General features: G+C 73.1%; 13 protein-coding genes. 11 read left to right on the top strand and 2 right to left on the bottom strand.

Features of this window, described 5'->3' with window-relative positions; translation table 11 throughout:
- Positions 1 to 63: 63 nt before the first annotated feature.
- The 8 genes from AB0C36_RS12165 (at position 64) to AB0C36_RS12130 (ending at position 6,879) form a co-directional block, all read left to right on the top strand.
- The gene (locus AB0C36_RS12165; RefSeq protein WP_358352759.1) at positions 64 to 1,419 is read left to right on the top strand and encodes an FtsX-like permease family protein; all 1,356 of its coding nucleotides are present in this window, start codon (positions 64 to 66) and stop codon (positions 1,417 to 1,419) included.
- A 137-nt stretch (positions 1,420 to 1,556) separates the two neighbouring features.
- A complete protein-coding gene (locus tag AB0C36_RS12160) occupies positions 1,557 to 1,919 on the top strand; it encodes an acylphosphatase (RefSeq protein ID WP_358352757.1) in 363 nt (120 codons plus the stop codon).
- Positions 1,920 to 1,986: 67 nt separating this feature from the next.
- The gene (locus AB0C36_RS12155; protein WP_358352755.1) at positions 1,987 to 2,157 is read left to right on the top strand and encodes a hypothetical protein; all 171 of its coding nucleotides are present in this window, start codon (positions 1,987 to 1,989) and stop codon (positions 2,155 to 2,157) included.
- 153 nt (positions 2,158 to 2,310) lie between these two features.
- Positions 2,311 to 3,252, top strand: a complete 942-nt coding sequence (locus AB0C36_RS12150) for an AraC family transcriptional regulator (RefSeq protein ID WP_358352753.1) — start codon at positions 2,311 to 2,313, stop codon at positions 3,250 to 3,252.
- An 83-nt stretch (positions 3,253 to 3,335) separates the two neighbouring features.
- The gene (locus AB0C36_RS12145; RefSeq protein WP_358352751.1) at positions 3,336 to 4,190 is read left to right on the top strand and encodes an arylamine N-acetyltransferase family protein; all 855 of its coding nucleotides are present in this window, start codon (positions 3,336 to 3,338) and stop codon (positions 4,188 to 4,190) included.
- 93 nt (positions 4,191 to 4,283) lie between these two features.
- Positions 4,284 to 5,252 carry a prolyl aminopeptidase gene (gene pip / locus AB0C36_RS12140; RefSeq protein WP_358352749.1) on the top strand — a complete coding sequence of 323 codons (969 nt, stop codon included), beginning with the start codon at positions 4,284 to 4,286 and terminating at the stop codon, positions 5,250 to 5,252.
- Positions 5,253 to 5,254: 2 nt separating this feature from the next.
- Complete coding sequence (locus AB0C36_RS12135) at positions 5,255 to 6,370, top strand: winged helix DNA-binding domain-containing protein (protein WP_358352747.1); 1,116 nt, start codon at positions 5,255 to 5,257, stop codon at positions 6,368 to 6,370.
- A 143-nt stretch (positions 6,371 to 6,513) separates the two neighbouring features.
- Positions 6,514 to 6,879, top strand: a complete 366-nt coding sequence (locus AB0C36_RS12130) for a S24/S26 family peptidase (RefSeq protein ID WP_358352745.1) — start codon at positions 6,514 to 6,516, stop codon at positions 6,877 to 6,879.
- A 12-nt stretch (positions 6,880 to 6,891) separates the two neighbouring features.
- Here AB0C36_RS12130 and AB0C36_RS12125 read toward each other — a convergent pair whose 3' ends face one another.
- Together AB0C36_RS12125 and AB0C36_RS12120 are read right to left on the bottom strand one after the other, a co-directional pair.
- A complete protein-coding gene (locus tag AB0C36_RS12125; RefSeq protein ID WP_358352743.1) occupies positions 6,892 to 7,737 on the bottom strand; it encodes a hypothetical protein in 846 nt (281 codons plus the stop codon).
- A 196-nt stretch (positions 7,738 to 7,933) separates the two neighbouring features.
- Positions 7,934 to 8,209 carry a hypothetical protein gene (locus tag AB0C36_RS12120; protein WP_358352741.1) on the bottom strand — a complete coding sequence of 92 codons (276 nt, stop codon included), beginning with the start codon at positions 8,207 to 8,209 and terminating at the stop codon, positions 7,934 to 7,936.
- A gap of 383 nt (positions 8,210 to 8,592) precedes the next feature.
- On the opposite strand from AB0C36_RS12120, the gene AB0C36_RS12115 reads away from it, so the two are divergent.
- Genes AB0C36_RS12115 through AB0C36_RS12105 form a run of 3 tightly spaced genes read left to right on the top strand, consistent with a single transcriptional unit; the run spans position 8,593 to position 15,814 of the window.
- A complete protein-coding gene (locus AB0C36_RS12115; RefSeq protein ID WP_358352739.1) occupies positions 8,593 to 9,444 on the top strand; it encodes a DUF4132 domain-containing protein in 852 nt (283 codons plus the stop codon).
- Positions 9,441 to 14,615: a hypothetical protein gene (locus tag AB0C36_RS12110; protein ID WP_358352737.1), complete on the top strand. Its 5,175-nt coding sequence runs from the start codon at positions 9,441 to 9,443 to the stop codon at positions 14,613 to 14,615. The genes AB0C36_RS12115 and AB0C36_RS12110 overlap by 4 nt, the downstream gene beginning before the upstream one ends.
- Positions 14,612 to 15,814, top strand: coding sequence for an ATP-binding protein (locus AB0C36_RS12105; protein ID WP_358352735.1), 1,203 nt, complete (start codon positions 14,612 to 14,614; stop codon positions 15,812 to 15,814). The genes AB0C36_RS12110 and AB0C36_RS12105 overlap by 4 nt, the downstream gene beginning before the upstream one ends.
- Positions 15,815 to 15,856: the final 42 nt, after the last annotated feature.

Here is a 15,856-nt window from a genome sequence, read left to right as displayed (position 1 = left end):
CCCTGCCTGCCGCCCTGCCTCGTCGCCCCGTCCCCGGCTCCACCCACCCGAAGGAGTAAGACCGTGTTCGCTCTGGCCCTCCGCTCCCTGCGGCACCGCATCTCCGGATTCGCGGCGAGCTTCCTCGCGATGTTCCTCGGCGCGACGATCCTCATGTCCTTCGCCGCCATGCTCGACACCGCCGGCGGCACGGGCGTCGACGCCACCAGCAAGGAGACCCTGACCACCATGGGCGCCGTGGTCGGCGGCTGGGGTCTGCTCCTCGTCGTGTTCGCGGTCTCGTCGACGCTGACCCTCTCGGTGCGCCAGCGCTCCGCCGAGATGGCACTGCTGCGCAGCATCGGCGCGACACCCCGCCAGGTCACCCGCATGATCGTCGGCGAGAGCGCGGTGCTCGCCGCCGCGGCCGCCGTCCTCGCGGTCGCCCCGGCCGTGCTCGGCGGGCGTCTGCTGCTGGACCTGCTCGGCTCGACCGGGCAGGTCGACGCCGACGTCGCGTACGTCTTCGGTCCGATCGCGCTCGGCATGGGCATCACGATCACCTTTGCGGCGGCCACGCTAGCGGCTCTGATCACCGCCCGCCGGGCTGCGCGTACCAGCGCCGCGGAAGCCCTCGGCGCCGCGGCGGTCGCCGACGACAGCCGGCTGTCGAAGAAGCGCATCGCCGTCGGCGTCGTGTTCCTGTTGCTCGCGCTCGACCTGGCGGTCGTCACCGCGACCGTGATGAAGGGCAAGGGCTCGGACGCCATGCAGACCGCGGGCCAGACCTCGATCTGGGCCGCCATCGGACTCGCGGTCCTCGCCCCGGCGATCATCCGCAAGGTCGCGGCGGTTGTCGCCGGCCCGCTGGAGCGCCGCGGCCTGACCGGCTACCTGACCGCGCAGAACCTGCGCCGCCACACCGGTCGCCTCGCGTCCGTCGTGATGCCGGTGGTGCTCTTCACCGCGATCGGCGCCGGCACGCTGGTCATGCAGGCGGTCGAGAACGACGCGATGGCCGCCTCGGGACTGCTCAAGAGCAACGAGCAGAAGAACATCGAGACCCTCAACTTCGTGGTCACCGGCATGATCGTGGCCTTCGCCGCCATCATGCTGATCAACACCCTGGTCGCCGCCACGGCCGCGCGGCGCCGGGAGTTCGCGCAGGTCCGGCTCGCCGGGGCGACGCCCCGCCAGGTGCTGAAGGTGGTCGCCCTCGAAGGCGCGATCCTCACCGCGGTCGGCGTGGCGCTCGGCACGGCCGCCGCACTGCCGACGATCCTTCCGTACAGCTACGCCCGTACGGGTGACGTCGTGCCGGGCACCGGGGCCGGGATCTACCTGGCGATCGTCGCGGTCGCCGCGGTGCTGACCGTCGCCACCGGGTATGCGGCCGCGCGCCGCACGATCCGCACCCCCGCGATCACCGCGGTGGCATGACGGACGCCCGCGGTGCGGCCCGTGCACCCCTCACCCGTGCCGGCGGGTGGGGGGTGCTTCGCGTCGCACGGCACCCGGTGTTCGCCGCCGCGGTCGGGCGCGGCGGTACGTGATCACGCGATCGTGGGTGATCGTGCGTGGCAGGACAGGGAAAAGGGGAGTCGCACGGGGTGGACGACGCGGCACTTCACCAGGACGGGCCCATCCGCGACGACGGCACGCGGCGGGTCCGCGTCGTCGTCTCGGGGCGGGTGCAAGGGGTCTTCTTCCGGGCGACCTGCGCCACCGAGGCGGACGACGCCGGCGTGTCCGGCTGGGTGCGCAACAGGGCGGACGGCCGGGTCGAGGCCGTCTTCGAGGGCCGTCCCGCCGCGGTGGCGCAGATGGTCGCGTGGATGCGCCACGGCCCGCCCGAGGCGCGCGTCGACGCTGTCGCGGTGACCGAGGAGCCGGCCGCCGAACCCGTGGCCGGGGGGCCTGGGTTCGTGGTCCTGCGCTGATCAGGGGCCCGGGTGTTCCTTCGGCCGGAAGCCGTTGCGTTGTCGCTACCGGATCGTTGGAGGCGGCATGCAGCATATTGACGTCGACCTGGTGGGTCCGGCCTCCGCAATGGCGCACATCGTCGCGCGGCTCCGTGCGATGGAGGTCCTGGTCGAGGCCCGCGACGTGGTCCGCAACAGCGACAACCCGGAGTACGGCTGGTGCAGCATCACCGTCGCGGTGCCCGACGAGGAGTGAGCCCGAGAGCCTGCGCCGAGATCCGCGTCGAGACCCTGCACTGAGGTCTGCACTGACGTCTCCACTGAGACGTTGCATCGGGACCGTGCGCGGGCTGAGACCGCCTGTGAATTCTCTGAACTTATTCATATTCGCGCGTCTAGAATCCGCGGCATGGATGCACTCGCCGGACTGCTCGACGGCCCTCGCGCGCAGGGCGCCTTCCTGCTCCGCTCGCTCCTGGCCCCGCCGTGGTCGATGCGGATCCAGGACGAGGCGCCGCTGACCCTGGTGTCGATGGTGCGCGGCGGCGCGTACATCGTGCCGGACGGCGGTCGGCCGGTCGAACTGGAGCCGGGGGACGTCGCCATCGTGCGCGGACCGGACTCGTACCTGGTCGCCGACCGCCCGGACACCCCGCCGCAGATCGTCATCCACCCCGGGCAGCGCTGCACGACGCCGGAGGGCGTCGACGTCGCCGAGCTCATGCACCTGGGCGTGCGGACGTTCGGCAACGACCCGTACGGCGGCACGATTCTGCTGACCGGCACGTACAACATGGAGGGCGAGATCAGCGGGCGCCTGCTCGCCGCGCTCCCGATGCTCGTGGTGGTCCGCGCCACCGAGTGGAACAGCCCGATCGTCCCGCTGCTCGCCGACGAGATCGTCAAGGACGAGCCGGGCCAGGAAGCGGTCCTGGACCGGCTGCTCGACCTGCTGCTCATCGCCGTGCTGCGGGCCTGGTTCGCGCGGCCCGAGGCGGAGGCGCCGGCCTGGTACCGCGCCAACAGCGACCCGGTGGTGGGCCGTGCCCTGCGCATGCTGCACGGCGACCCGGCACACCAGTGGACGGTCGCCAACCTGGCCCGCGCGGTCGGGGTCTCGCGCGCCGCCCTCGCCCGACGGTTCGCGGACTTGCTGGGCGAGCCGCCGATGACGTATCTCACCACCTGGCGGCTCTCGCTCGCCGCCGACCTGCTGCGCGAGCCCGAGGCCACGATCGGCTCGGTCGCCCAACAGGTCGGGTACGGCAGCCCGTTCGCCCTCAGCACCGCGTTCAAGCGGGTGCGCGGCATGAGCCCCAAGGAGTTCCGGGCCCAGGTCGTCCGCGCCTGACCGCCCGCGCGCCACGCCTTGGGACGTCGCATCGCTCCCGAAATCGTCGGCTCCCGTCACCCGCTTCGCATAAAGTCCGGATCATGACGACCATGGACGTGCGCGGCTACCTGACCCGGCTCGGACTGGAGGACATATCCGGGCCGCCGTCGACCGAGCTGCTGTTCGCGCTGCACCGCGCACACGTCGAGCGGGTGGCCTACGAGGGCCTGCACGCGCAGCTTGGCCAGACCACGGGACTCGACCCCGCCGAGTCGGCGGCCCGCATCGCGGGCGGCCGGGGCGGCTACTGCTACCACCTCAACGGCGCTTTCGCGGCGCTGCTGGAACGCCTCGGCTTCGCGGTCGCCCGGCACCTGGCCGGCGTGCAGGTGCGTTTCGAGGACCCGCCCGGCGTGCTCGGCAACCACTGCGCGCTGACCGTACGTTCGGAGAACCGCGACTGGCTCGTCGACGTGGGCCTCGGCGACGGCTTCCACGAGCCGCTGCCGCTGCGGGCGGGCGTCTACGACCAGGGGCCGTTCTCGTACGCCCTCACCCCCTCGGACGTCGTCCCGGGCGGCTGGCGCTTCACCCACGACCCGCGCGGCTCCTTCCCGCGCATGGACTTCGCCCGCGAACCGGTGGCCCTCGACGTCTTCGCCGAGAAGCACGAATGGCTGTCGACGTCGCCCGAGTCGTCCTTCGTCCGCACGTGCGCCCTCCTGCGCCGCGACGCCAAGGGCGTGGACTCCCTCATCGGCTGCGTCCTCAAGCGCGTCGACGCCTCCGGCGAGGTAGTCGTCGAACTGGAGACCGAGCACGACTGGTACACCGCCGTGGCCGACGTGTTCGGCCTCACCCTCTTCGACATCGGCGACGAACAGCGCCACGAGCTGTGGGCCGCGGTCCACGCCCGACACGAGGCACGAAAGTCCGCCCGGGACGTCGACCGGTAGCCGAACCGCCCGCCACGACGCGCGTCGGGCGGGCGGCGGCCCACGCGCTGGGTAGGGTCGACGGGGCCGGTCGGATGTCGGGAAGGTGGTCCTGTGAGGTCGTTCTATCCGGAGATCGAGCCCTACGAGCAAGGCATGCTCGACGTCGGCGACGGCCAGAGCATCTACTGGGAGTTGTGCGGCAACCCCGACGGCAAGCCCGCGGTCTTCCTGCACGGCGGGCCCGGCGGCGGGTGCGCGGCGAACCACCGGCGGCTGTTCGACCCCGCCAAGTACCGCGTCCTGCTCTTCGACCAGCGCGGCTGCGGCCGCAGCACGCCGCACGTCAGCGGCCAGGACACCGACCTCGCCCCGAACACCACCTGGAACCTCGTCGCCGACATCGAGCGCCTGCGCGAACTCGTAGGCGTGGAGCGGTGGATGGTCTTCGGCGGCTCGTGGGGGAGCACGCTTGCGCTGGCGTACGCGGAGACGCACCCCGACCGCGTCACCGAACTGGTCGTGCGCGGCATCTTCACGCTGCGCGCGAGCGAACTGCACTGGTTCTACCAGGAGGGCGCCTCGCAGCTGTTCCCGGACCTGTGGGAGGCGTTCCTCGCGCCGATTCCGGAGGCCGAGCGCGGCGACCTCATGGCGGCGTACCACCGCCGTCTCAACCACGAGGACCCCGAGGTGCGCGCCGAGGCGGCCGTCGCGTGGAGCGTGTGGGAGGGCTCGACCATCTCGCTGCGCCCGCGGCCCGACGTGATCGCGGTGCACGGCGGGCGGGAGTACGCGCTCGCGTTCGCGCGCATCGAGAACCACTACTTCGTGCACAAGGGCTTCATGGACGAGGGCCGGCTCATCGCCGACGCCGGCAAGCTGCGCGGCATTCCCGGGGTGATCGTGCAGGGGCGCTACGACGTGTGCACGCCCGCCCGCACCGCGTGGGACCTGCACCGGGCCTGGCCCGAGGCGGAGTTCGTCATCGTCGACGACGCCGGGCACGCGTACGACGAACCCGGCATCCTCGACGCGCTCGTCACCGCGACCGACCGCTTCGCCGCCGGGGCGGGGGAGTGACCGTGGCCCCGGCCGCGCAACTCGGGATACGCGACCTCAACCGGGCCACCCTCGACCGGCAGCTGCTGCTGCGCCGCGAGGCGCGGACCTCGGCGGACACGGTCGAACACCTGGTCGGCATGCAGGCGCAGGCGCCGCGGGCGGCGTACGTCGGCCTGTGGTCGCGCCTGGCCGCCTTCGACCCGGCCGAGCTGGCCGGCCTCGTCGCGGAACGGGCCGCCGTCCGCACGGTGCTGATGCGCGGCACCGTGCATCTGCTCACCGCCCGCGACGCGGCGGCCCTCACCCCGCTGTTCCGCCCGATGCTGGAACGCGCTTTCTCCTACTCGACGTTCGCGAAGGCGCTGGACGGCGACGACCTCGCGGAGATCGCGGCCCGTGCGAGGGAGCTGCTGGCGGCCGAGCCGATGACCCGCAAGGAGATCGCCGAACGCCTGGGCGAGCGGTGGCCCGGCCGGGACCCGCAGGCGCTGGGCTACCTCGCGACGGACCTCGTGCGCTGCGTGCAGATCCCGCCGCGCGGGCTGTGGGACGAGGTCGGTCCGCCCACCTGGACACCGGTCGAGACGTGGCTCGGTCGCGAGTGCGACGCCGGCGGCACCTCGGTCGACGACCTCGTGCTGCGGTTCCTCGGCGCGTTCGGCCCCGCGTCGGTCAAGGACGCCCAGACGTGGTCCGGCCTGACGCGCCTGCGTGAGGTCTTCGACCGCCTGCGCCCGCGCCTGGCCGTCTTCCGCGATCCGGAGGGCAAGGAGCTGTACGACCTGCCGGACGCCCCGCGCCCCGGCCCCGACACCCCCGCGCCGGTCCGCTTCCTGCCCGAGTACGACAACCTCCTGCTGTCGCACGCCGACCGCTCCCGGGTGATCGTCGGGCGCCGCACGGTGCCGCTGCCGCCCGGACACGGCGGGTCGGCGGGCACGGTGCTCGTGGACGGGTTCTTCCAGGGCGTCTGGAAGATCGTGCGCGAGGGTGGCAGGGCGGTGCTGCGCGTGGATCCGTTCGTCCCGCTGTCCGCCGAGGACCGCGGCGAGGTGGAGCGGGAGGGCCGCGACCTGCTGGCGTTCGCGGCGGCGGATGCTGGGGACTACGACGTACGGGTGACAACGCCGGGGTGACAACACCCGGGGTGGGCGGCGGAGCCGGGCCCAGGTCGTGCCCGGCGTCCGGCCCGTGCCCGGAAGGGCCGCCCGTGGCGCCCGGGCGGGGTTTCCGAAAAACCAGTGGCAGCCGCCGAATTCCATGCGGCAGTCTGCGGAGCATGGGCTTGCTGGATTCCATGGCCACGCGCGTCGCGGGTGGGGCAACCGTCGAGTTCCGTCCGAGCGGCACGTCGATGGCACCGCTCATCCACAGTCGCCAGCTCGTCTCCGTCGCACCGGTCGATCCGGCGAAGCTGGAGATCGGCGACATCGTGCTGGCGCGGGTCGCCGGCACCACGTACCTGCACCTGGTCTCGGCGCTCGACCGAGCGCGCGGGCGCGTGCAGATCAGCAACAACCGCGGCCGGGTGAACGGCTGGACCGCGGCGGCGCGTGTCTACGGCATCTGCGTCGCGGTCGACGGCCGGCGGTGTGCCTCGGCGACGTCCAAGGTGCGTACCGGCTGCGCGGTTCCGGCCGAGTGACCCGGCCGGGGGTCACCGGGCGCCGGTGAACCCCGGCAGTCCGCGGAACGCGTGCTGCCGCTTGATCGCCGACTTCTTCGGCATGCTCGGCATCTGGAAGGTCGGCGTCTGGAACGTCGGCATCGTGATGTCCGGGAACGTGAACTCCGGCATCGTGAACTCCGGCATCGGCGGGAGCTGGATGTCCGGGATCCGCACGTCCGGCACCTGCACCTCGGGCATGTCCGGCAGCGTGCCCGCACCCGCGGTGATGCCCGACAGCGAGCCCGTGATGCCGGAGACGCTACTCGTCAGCGACGACAGCGCGCCGTCCAGCAGCGTGGTCAGCGACTCCAGCACCTTGCCGAGATCGAGGCTCTTGACGGCCTCCAGGAGGGCGTCCAGGCCGAGGTCGGGCAGCGGCGGTACGTCCGCCCGGGCCTCGGGCGCGGCATCGCTCTTCGTGTTCCACGGGAACGCGGGCCGCACCGCGAGCGTCCAGGACTGTGTGTACTTCTGCGCGGTGGAGTGGGCCCGGACGGAGGCCACCGCCTTTTCCGCGGTGACCATGGCCTGCTTGAGGCGGGCGTCCAGCCGCGGGTCGGCACCGGGCACGCCGTTCCGGATCAGGTTCCGCATTTCGCCCAGCGCCCGGGCCGTCCGTGCGTCCGCCCCGGCCGTATCGGGCCCCGCCTTGGTTCCGGAGTTCTTTCCGGCATCGGCCCCTGCCTCGGCCCCGGTTCCGGTCGCGGCCGGCGGCACCGCGGGCTTCGCCGCGTCGGCCCCGTCCGCCGCGTTCGCGGCGGCTACGCCGCCCAGGCTGGTGGCTCCCAAAAGAGCGGTCCCCATCAAGACCGCCACAAGCTTCTTGCTACGCACGAGGGTTTCCTCCATCGGGCCGACATACATGAGCAAAACGTCACCCGACGCACAGCCGCACGCAATTTCTTGTGGGATTAATGAGGCAAATGGGTTGTCCGGTAGGCCGAAAGGGGCACGTGTCCCAACGGCTTGCGCCGACCCGCCGACGCTCCGAAAACGAGGTCGCCGACGGCTCGGACGCCTTCGCGCCGCCTCAGGACTCGTCGAGTACGAACACCAGTTCGGTGCCCGGCGGGTCGTCCGACGCCTGCTTCGCGGCCAGCGAATAGCCCTTGCTGACGGCCAGTCGGACCAGCATGTCGACGCGTACCTCGCCACCGTGCTCGGGGACGACGACCCGCGGCGAACCGTCGAACAGGTCCTCGTCGCGCCGGAGTTTGCCGCGCAGCCGCCAGGCGGCGAGCACGAGCAGCCCGACCACGACCGCCGCACCGATCAACGCGCCCAGGACCCGCATCGCGATCCTCACCCCCGAACCCTCGGGCGGTGCCGACTGGCGTCGGCACCACGAAGCAAGCGTGGCGCGGCGGGTCCGCCGCGTCTACGCCCCACACCGAGGGACGCGGCTCGTTCCCCGGGGGTTCGCCGGTCGTTGTCGCCGGATACCGCTAACGTTCCCGCCATCCTGATCGCGGTCGCCGCCGCACCGGTGCCACCATCCCCTTGCCCCCGGCGGTTCCGGCCGCGAACGGCCGCGATCAGGACCCCGGACAGGCATGGCGATCAACGGGATCACGCCGGATCACACCGGATCACACGCGATCACTCGGGACCGGTCGGCTCGGTCGAGACCACCGGCGGTCGCCAACACGGGTCACATCGCGAACAACACACTCGGCGGGTGGTTCATTCATGAGTTGGGTCCAGGCCGGCGACTACGAAGTCGCTCTCGAGGACGGCACCGTCGTGTGCCGCAACGCGGCGGGCAGGCGGCTGAAATCCGTACCGCCGAAGCTCTCCGACGACCCGGCGGTCGTCGGACTGCGCCAACTCGTCGAATGGCTGGAACGCCACGAGCGCGAGTGCGTCGCCGACGTCGAGCGCTGGATGGTCCGGTCGCTCGCCGTCCCCGCGCCCCTCGTCGCCCGCGTGTGGCCCGACCCCGCGTGGCAGCGCGTCCTGCGCGACCTCGTCGTGGAGACGGACGGCGGCGGGACCGGGTTCCTGCGCGACGCCGACCCCGAGCGCGGCATCGGCATGGTCGACCTCGACGGCGACACCGTGCGCGTCGCCGCCCACGAAGTGCGCTTCCCGCACCCGGTCCTCCTCGACGACCTCGACGACCTGCGCGAGTTCGCCGCCGAACTCGGCGTCGAACAGCAGATAGGCCAGCTCTACCGCGAGGTGTGGCACAAGCCCGACGACCTGGACGCCGAGCGCACCTCGGTCGACGACTACGCGGGAGGCCGCTTCGACCAACTCCGCTTCCTGTTCGGACGTACGACCTCGCTCGGCTACCAGGTACGCGGCGGACAGGCGGTGTGCCCCGTCCTGGAGGACGCCCGCGCCGTCGAGGCCCGCGTCTGGCTCGGCGACTTCGACCCCTACGAGAGCACCGAGACCGGCCCGCTGAGCTGGACCGACGCCTCCGGGAGCACGCTGCGCGCCGGCGAGGTCGGCCCCGTCGCGTGGTCCGAGGGCATGCGCATGGCCGCCGCACTGTACGCAGGACGCTCGACCGAGAAGCAGGAGGAGGCCGCGTGACCACCGCAGCCCAGACGGCCGGCACCCCCGAAGGCGCCGCCGCGACCGCCGCGACCGCCCCGACCGGCACGACCGGTACGACCGCCGCGGACGCCGCCCGTGCCGCCGCCCTCCTGGACGCCGGGGCCGTGCTCTCCACCGGCACCGCCTCCGGCGACGACGTCGACACGCTCACCGCCCGCACCTACCTCCACCCCGCGCTCGGCGACCGCGCCATCGTGCGGCTGGTGCCCGGCACGCTCGGCCCGGCCGAGGACCTCGCCCTCGACTTCCTCGGCCTCGCCCGCGACGGCGACGCTCCCGAGGTCGGCCAGGTGCGCCGCGAGACGCTCGGCTTCCCCGCATGGGCCCTGGTCAACGACCCCGCCAACGGCCACCACGCGCTCGCGCTCGTCCGCGACATCGAACGGCTCGACCGCCAGGCCCGCAACAAGCCCGGCGCCGCCAAGGAGGGCTTCGACCAGCTCGGCACCACGCTGGGCCGCGCCGTACCGCATTTCCTGCCCACGTTCTACGAGCAGGCCGCACGCATCTTCCTGAGCCACGAGAACAACACCTACGCCGCGACCTTCTTCGGCAAGGCCCGCGAGGCCGAGCGCGTGCACAACCTCGCCGTCGAAGAAGCCCGCCTGCGTGCCGTCTTCCTGGAGTTCGCCTTCGCCGGGGCACTCACCGCCAAGGCCCTCAAGGAGTACGCCAAGGACCTCTCCAGGCGTCTCGAACCCGCGGCCGCCTGGGCGGAGTTCCGCCAGCTCTGCGTCGAGCGCTGCGCCGCCGGCATGCCGCCGTACGCCGGCCTCGCCGAGGACGCCCGCGCGATGATCAAGGCCATCGGCGGCGGTGCCGACGCACAGGGCGCCGCCGAGCGCGCACTGCTCGCCGACCTGCTGCCGAGCCCCGCGATCGTGCGCGCGCCGCTGTCGTTCTGGAAGACGTTCGCGAAGTCCCTGACCGCGCTGGCCGAGGAGCGCGATGACGTCCGGGAACGGCTCCTGGAGATCTTCCCGACCCCGGGGTCCGGCGAAGCCGCCGACGTCGACGCGTACTGGCTCTCGCTGCTCCTGTCCGCCGGCTGCGACACGCTCCTGACCACGCCCGGCGCCCTCGAACACGGCAAGGCCGCCGCGTGGCTCACCCGGTGGGCCAAGCACATCGCCCGCAGCTGGCGCGGCCGTTCGCGCGACGCCGCCACGCTCGCCCTCGCCGAGCGCATGGCGCCGGTCCTGGCCGCGGAAGGCGTCGCGGTCAACCTGTTCGCCGGCTCTTGGCGGGGCGAGGCATCCCCCGACCTCGTCGACATCTGCCTCGCCAACGGCGTTCCCCTGACCGACCCGGAGCAGGGGAACTCCATCAGCCTCGGCTCCTGGTTCGCGGACACCGCGCCCGGCCGCCGCGACCTGGTGGCCGCCGGAAACGACGAGCGCTACGCCGCCGTCCTGCGCAACGCGGTCGGCAACCTCGGCACCGAGGACGGCGGGCGCCACCAGACCACCGCGGCCGCGCACCCGGTGCTGCGTGTGCTGCTGCACCAGTGGCTCGACGCCCGCGCCGACGAACTGGAGAAGGAGTCCGGACTCCCCGGCGCCGCCACGGCGCTCGGCCGGCTCACGGTGTTCCACCGCGTGGCGCTCGACGTCAACCCGGGCGTCGTCGCGCGGGTGCGGGACTTCCGCGTCGCGCCCATGCTGGCACGTACGCTCCGCGTCGGCATCTTCGACGAACTCGCCTGGCCCGCGCTGGAAGAGGCACTCGCCCTGATCGGCGCGGTGCCGCAGGGCCCCACCCCGGGCCTGTCCGCCCCGGACAACGGCAGCGGCAACCAGCCGGTGGCATTTGAGGTCTCCGAGGCATGGCCCGCACTGGTGCTGTCCACCGCCACCAAGGCCGTCGTGGTCGGTCCGGAGGGCATCCTGCTCGACCACGACCTGCGCATACCGGAAAAGCTCGACGACTGGAACAAGCCGAAGTACCGCTACGTGGACGGCGACCTGATGGTCGTCTGGTGGCACGAGGACGGCCCGAAGGCCTACTGGTCGTCGCGCCCGGGCGAGGTCTTCGAGCCGACCGGCGAGGTTCCCGGACGCTGGGGCAACGAGTCCGCGGTCGTCTCGCTGCCGCACCCGGACGGCGGGCGCGTCACGGGCGGCCGCGTCCTGCACGCCGGCGACACCGAACTGCCCGTGCGCCGCCCGGTCCTCACCGACGGTGTCGGCCACTGGGTACTCAACTGGGAGCAGCACCCCGCCCGCTGGTTCGAGTACGACCCCGCCACCGGCACCCGAGGCCGCGCCTCGCTGCCCGCGCTCCTGGCCGCCGCCGTCGAGGGCGACGGCACCGGCGAGGCCGGCACACTCGCCGCCAACCAGTGCGAACTGCTGCCGCTGCTGCCCGGACTCGAAGGAACCCCCTTCGGCACCGACGGCAAGCTCCTCGGCCGGTGGATCCGCATCGACCGGGACGCCGTCACCACCGGGTCCCCGGACGGCCACACGGTCACCTTGCCCATCACCGAACGGGGCTGGAACGGCCACCCGAAGGTCACGCCCCTGGGGGCACTGCGCCTCCCGGGCGGCGCCCGACCGACCGTTGTGGCGGCGAACGACGGCATCGACCTGACGGCGGACGGCATCCGACTCGGCCAGGTGCCCACGTGGGCACGCGGCGGCTTGCACGCGGCGGGCACGGTCTACGCCCCCGGCCTGGCCTTCTGGCACGCCCTGCGCCCGCGTGACGAGGCCGCGTCGGCGGTCCTGCGCGGCCTCACCGACACCGATGCGGAAGCGCTCATCGCGGGCGCCACGGCCGAGTACGAGGCCTTCCGGGCCACCCTCGCCGAGGCCGGCCCCGACCAGGTGGCGGTCGCCCGGGAACCGGTTCCGCTCGCCACCGTCGGCACCGTGCTCCCGGGCGTCGCGCATCCGCACATGGCGGCGGGCGTCGCGGGCATCACCTGGTCCGCCGGCGACCTGGCCCGGCGCCTCGCACGGTTCGGCGAACCTCCGGCGGAGGCGGCGGCGGAACCCGAGGAGTACCGCCCGGAGCACGGCAACGACGAGATCCTGAACGAGGCTTCGGCCGGCCTCGTGGAACGCCGCGGCTACCACTACGGCAGCTCGGCGTCCTCCTGGGCCGTGCTCAACCAGATCCGGGCCGTGGCCGCACTCCTCGACGCCGGAAACCCCGACGACAGCGCGGATTCCGACAGCGGCACCGACACCGACACCGACGACGCGCCTGCCACGGGGGACGCCGCCGGAACCGCGGCCTCCGCGACCGCCCCCGCCCCCCGCGCGGACGGCTGGACGGTCGGCTACCTGAAGATCCCGTCGGGCGCCTTCGACTGGACGAGCGCCCTCGGCCGCGTCGGCCCGCTGCTGGTGCGCGCCGCGTCGCCGGTCACCTCGGCCGAGCACCGCGAAGGACTGCTCCTCCTCACCGAGGAACTCTCCGCGGAGGTGTTTCGACGGCCCGGGTGCCTGCGCCGCGTCACCATCTGCGCCGAGGAGCGCGGGGCGTTCAACGTCGGCGCCGTCCTGCGGCACGGCGACCGCGTCGTCATGGTCACCAGTGCGTCCGGCTGGGGCGCGGACCGGCGGCAGCACTGGACGGCGCTCGACTACGACCCGTCCGGCCGCTTCGGCGCGGTCGCCGACGTCACCACGCACGACGAGCAGGTCGTCGAGCCCCTCGACGACCCCGCGCGCACCGACGAGTTCCTGCGCCTGCTCCGCGAGTCGGGCGCACCGCAGTGGCGCCCCGAGTCGGCCGACGCGATCGCCGACGCCACCGGCGCCCGCCGCGCCGAAGCGGTCCTGCTCCTCGCCGGTCTTCCGGCCATCAACGGGTACGGACGGGTGGGACTCGAACCCGCCCAGCGCCAGATCCTGGGCCTGAAGTCCACCGAGATCGGTGTTGCGCGCGATCGGCTGCGCATCCTGGACACCCAGGAGCGCCTGCGGCTGCTCGCCGCCCTCATCCCGACCGACCCCGCCGCGGTGTGGAGCACCGGGTTCGACACGGAAGCCGCCGCGGCGCAGTGGCGGCGCCAGTTCGGCGACGCCGTACGCCTGCCCGAGGACATCGCCGTCGAGGCCGTCGCCGCGAAGCTCGACGAATCCTCCCTGGAGATCGTCCTCAACCCGGAGTCGTACGCGGCGCTGACCCGCACGACGACCCAGCGCCTCGACAAGGACCGGAACCTCGTCGCCGACGACCCGGCCGCGCTGCCGGGCACGCACCTGCTGACCGGCAGCGTGCGGGCGATCTCGTGGCTCGCGTACCGGCTGCCGTACGGCCACCCGCTGCGTGCCGCGCTGCCCCGCGCGCTCGCCGCGCTGCGCAACCGCCTCGCCGACCCCGGGCTCCTGCTCGACCTCGGCGTCTCGTGGACCGAGCGCGGCGAGTTCACCTCGAAGGCGCTGCGCCTGGCCGAGGGCATGCCCGAGGAGGGCGGCGCCGACGCGGACGGCCTGGTGCGGGTCGGCGAAAAGATCGTGCTGACCCCGTGGTACGCGTCGGGCGAGCACGTCTGGGTCCGGGTCGGTGCCCTGGACGGCCCCGAAGACCCGGACCTGCTGGGGTTGTTCGCGCTCCGCGGCGACGCCGACCGGCAGGGCGCCGGGGCAATCGCCGTCATCCTCGGCGACGCGCTGGAGCGCCTCGCGAACGTCGGCCTCGCGGGCCGGGCCGCGGACGACGGCGCGGAACCCGCCGTCGGATTCGCGCAGGACCCCTCCTGGTCGCTGCCGGACCTCGTCGAGGAGGTCGCCAAGACGCACGGCATCGACGCGGACGTGGCGACGCTCTACCTCCAACTCCTCGCGCTGCCCGACCCGACCGACCGCAACGTGGCGCGCTGGACCGGCTGGAAGCCCGCGCGACTGAAGGCGGCCCGGGCCGCGTTGGCCGCCACCGACCTGGTGGTCACCGCCAAGCGCACGCGCGCGTCGCGCAGCCTGTTCCTGCCGGGCGGCTGGCACGAACTGCGCCGCTCGCTGCCGCTGGAGACCTGGAAGGACCGCCTCTACCCGGTGCACGACAGGGGGGCGCTCATCCCGGACAGCCCCGTGACCGAGCTGTTCGAGGCCGCATGGCAGCGTGTCCGCGAGGGCGACGCGCCCGGCTTCGAGCAACTGGAGACCCGCAAGGCCCGGAGGGGGCGCCGCCGATGAGCACGAACACGCGCACGAACACACGCACGAACACCCGTGAGAACCAAGGTCCTGAAGAGGTGACCGCGGACCCGGCGGGGCGGCAGGTGCAGCCGCCCGAGGACGCCTTCGCCGACGAACTGGAGTTCCTGGCCGCGTACGACACCGGGCCGCGCCCGCCGGCGTGGCGCCTCACGCCGCGCGCCGTCGTCACGTTCGTCGTGGGCAGCAACGGCGAAGCGCTCAAACTCGCCGACGGCTCCCGCTCGCTGACGATCAGTCAGAAATTCGTGGGAGAACGCGCGCTCGTGGAGCGCTGCGTGGTCACGCTCGCCGGTGAACGAGGGCTTCTCCTCGTCGGCGAGCCGGGCACCGCCAAATCGATGCTGTCCGAACTCCTCGCGGCGGCCGTCTGCGGCACCAGCGGCCTCACCGTGCAGGGCACCGCGGGCACCACCGAGGACCAGCTCAAGTACGGCTGGAACTACGCGATGCTGCTGGCTTCGGGGCCGAGCCGGGACGCGCTCGTACCGTCGCCGGTCCTGACCGCGATGACCCGGGGCGCCGTGGCCCGCGTCGAGGAGGTGACGCGCTGCCTGCCGGAGGTGCAGGACGCGCTCGTCTCCCTGCTGTCGGAACGCCGCATCGCGGTGCCCGAACTCGCCGGGACCCCGGACGGACAACTGCACTCCGCGCCCGGCTTCACCCTGATCGCCACCGCGAACCTCCGCGACCGGGGCGTCTCCGAGATGTCCGCGGCGCTCAAGCGCCGCTTCAACTTCGAGACGGTCGGCCCGATCACGGACCTCGACGCCGAGACCGCCCTCGTCCGCCGCCAGGCCCGCGGCGCGGTCGAACGCGCCGGGGCGGCCTTCGCGGTCGACGACGCGGTGCTCGAGGCACTCGTCACCGCGTTCCGCGACCTGCGCACCGGGCGGAGCGCGGAGGGCTGGGAGGTGGAGCGGCCTTCGACGGTCATGAGCACCGCGGAGGCCGTGTCGGTGGCCGGCGCGCTCGGGCTGGCCTCCGCGTACTTCCCCGGCGATCGCGACGTTCTCAGCCTGCTGCCCGGCCATCTCCTCGGCGTGGTCCGCAAGGACGACCCGACGGACGCGGCCCGGCTGCTCGGCTACTGGGACGCGGCGGTGCGGCGCCGGGCCGAACAGGGCGCCGCGACCTGGCGCACCCTCTGGGACCTGCGGCATGTGCTCGAAGGCTGATGCACGTACACGCACACGCACAGGCACGTCGCGGACGGTCGA

It is taken from the genome of Streptodolium elevatio (assembly GCF_040649515.1).
In the GTDB taxonomy this organism is placed as follows: Bacteria; Actinomycetota; Actinomycetes; order Streptomycetales; family Streptomycetaceae; genus Yinghuangia; species Yinghuangia elevatio.
The sequence above is the reverse complement of the archived record's forward strand: the minus strand, read 5'-3'. Positions and strand labels throughout refer to the sequence as shown.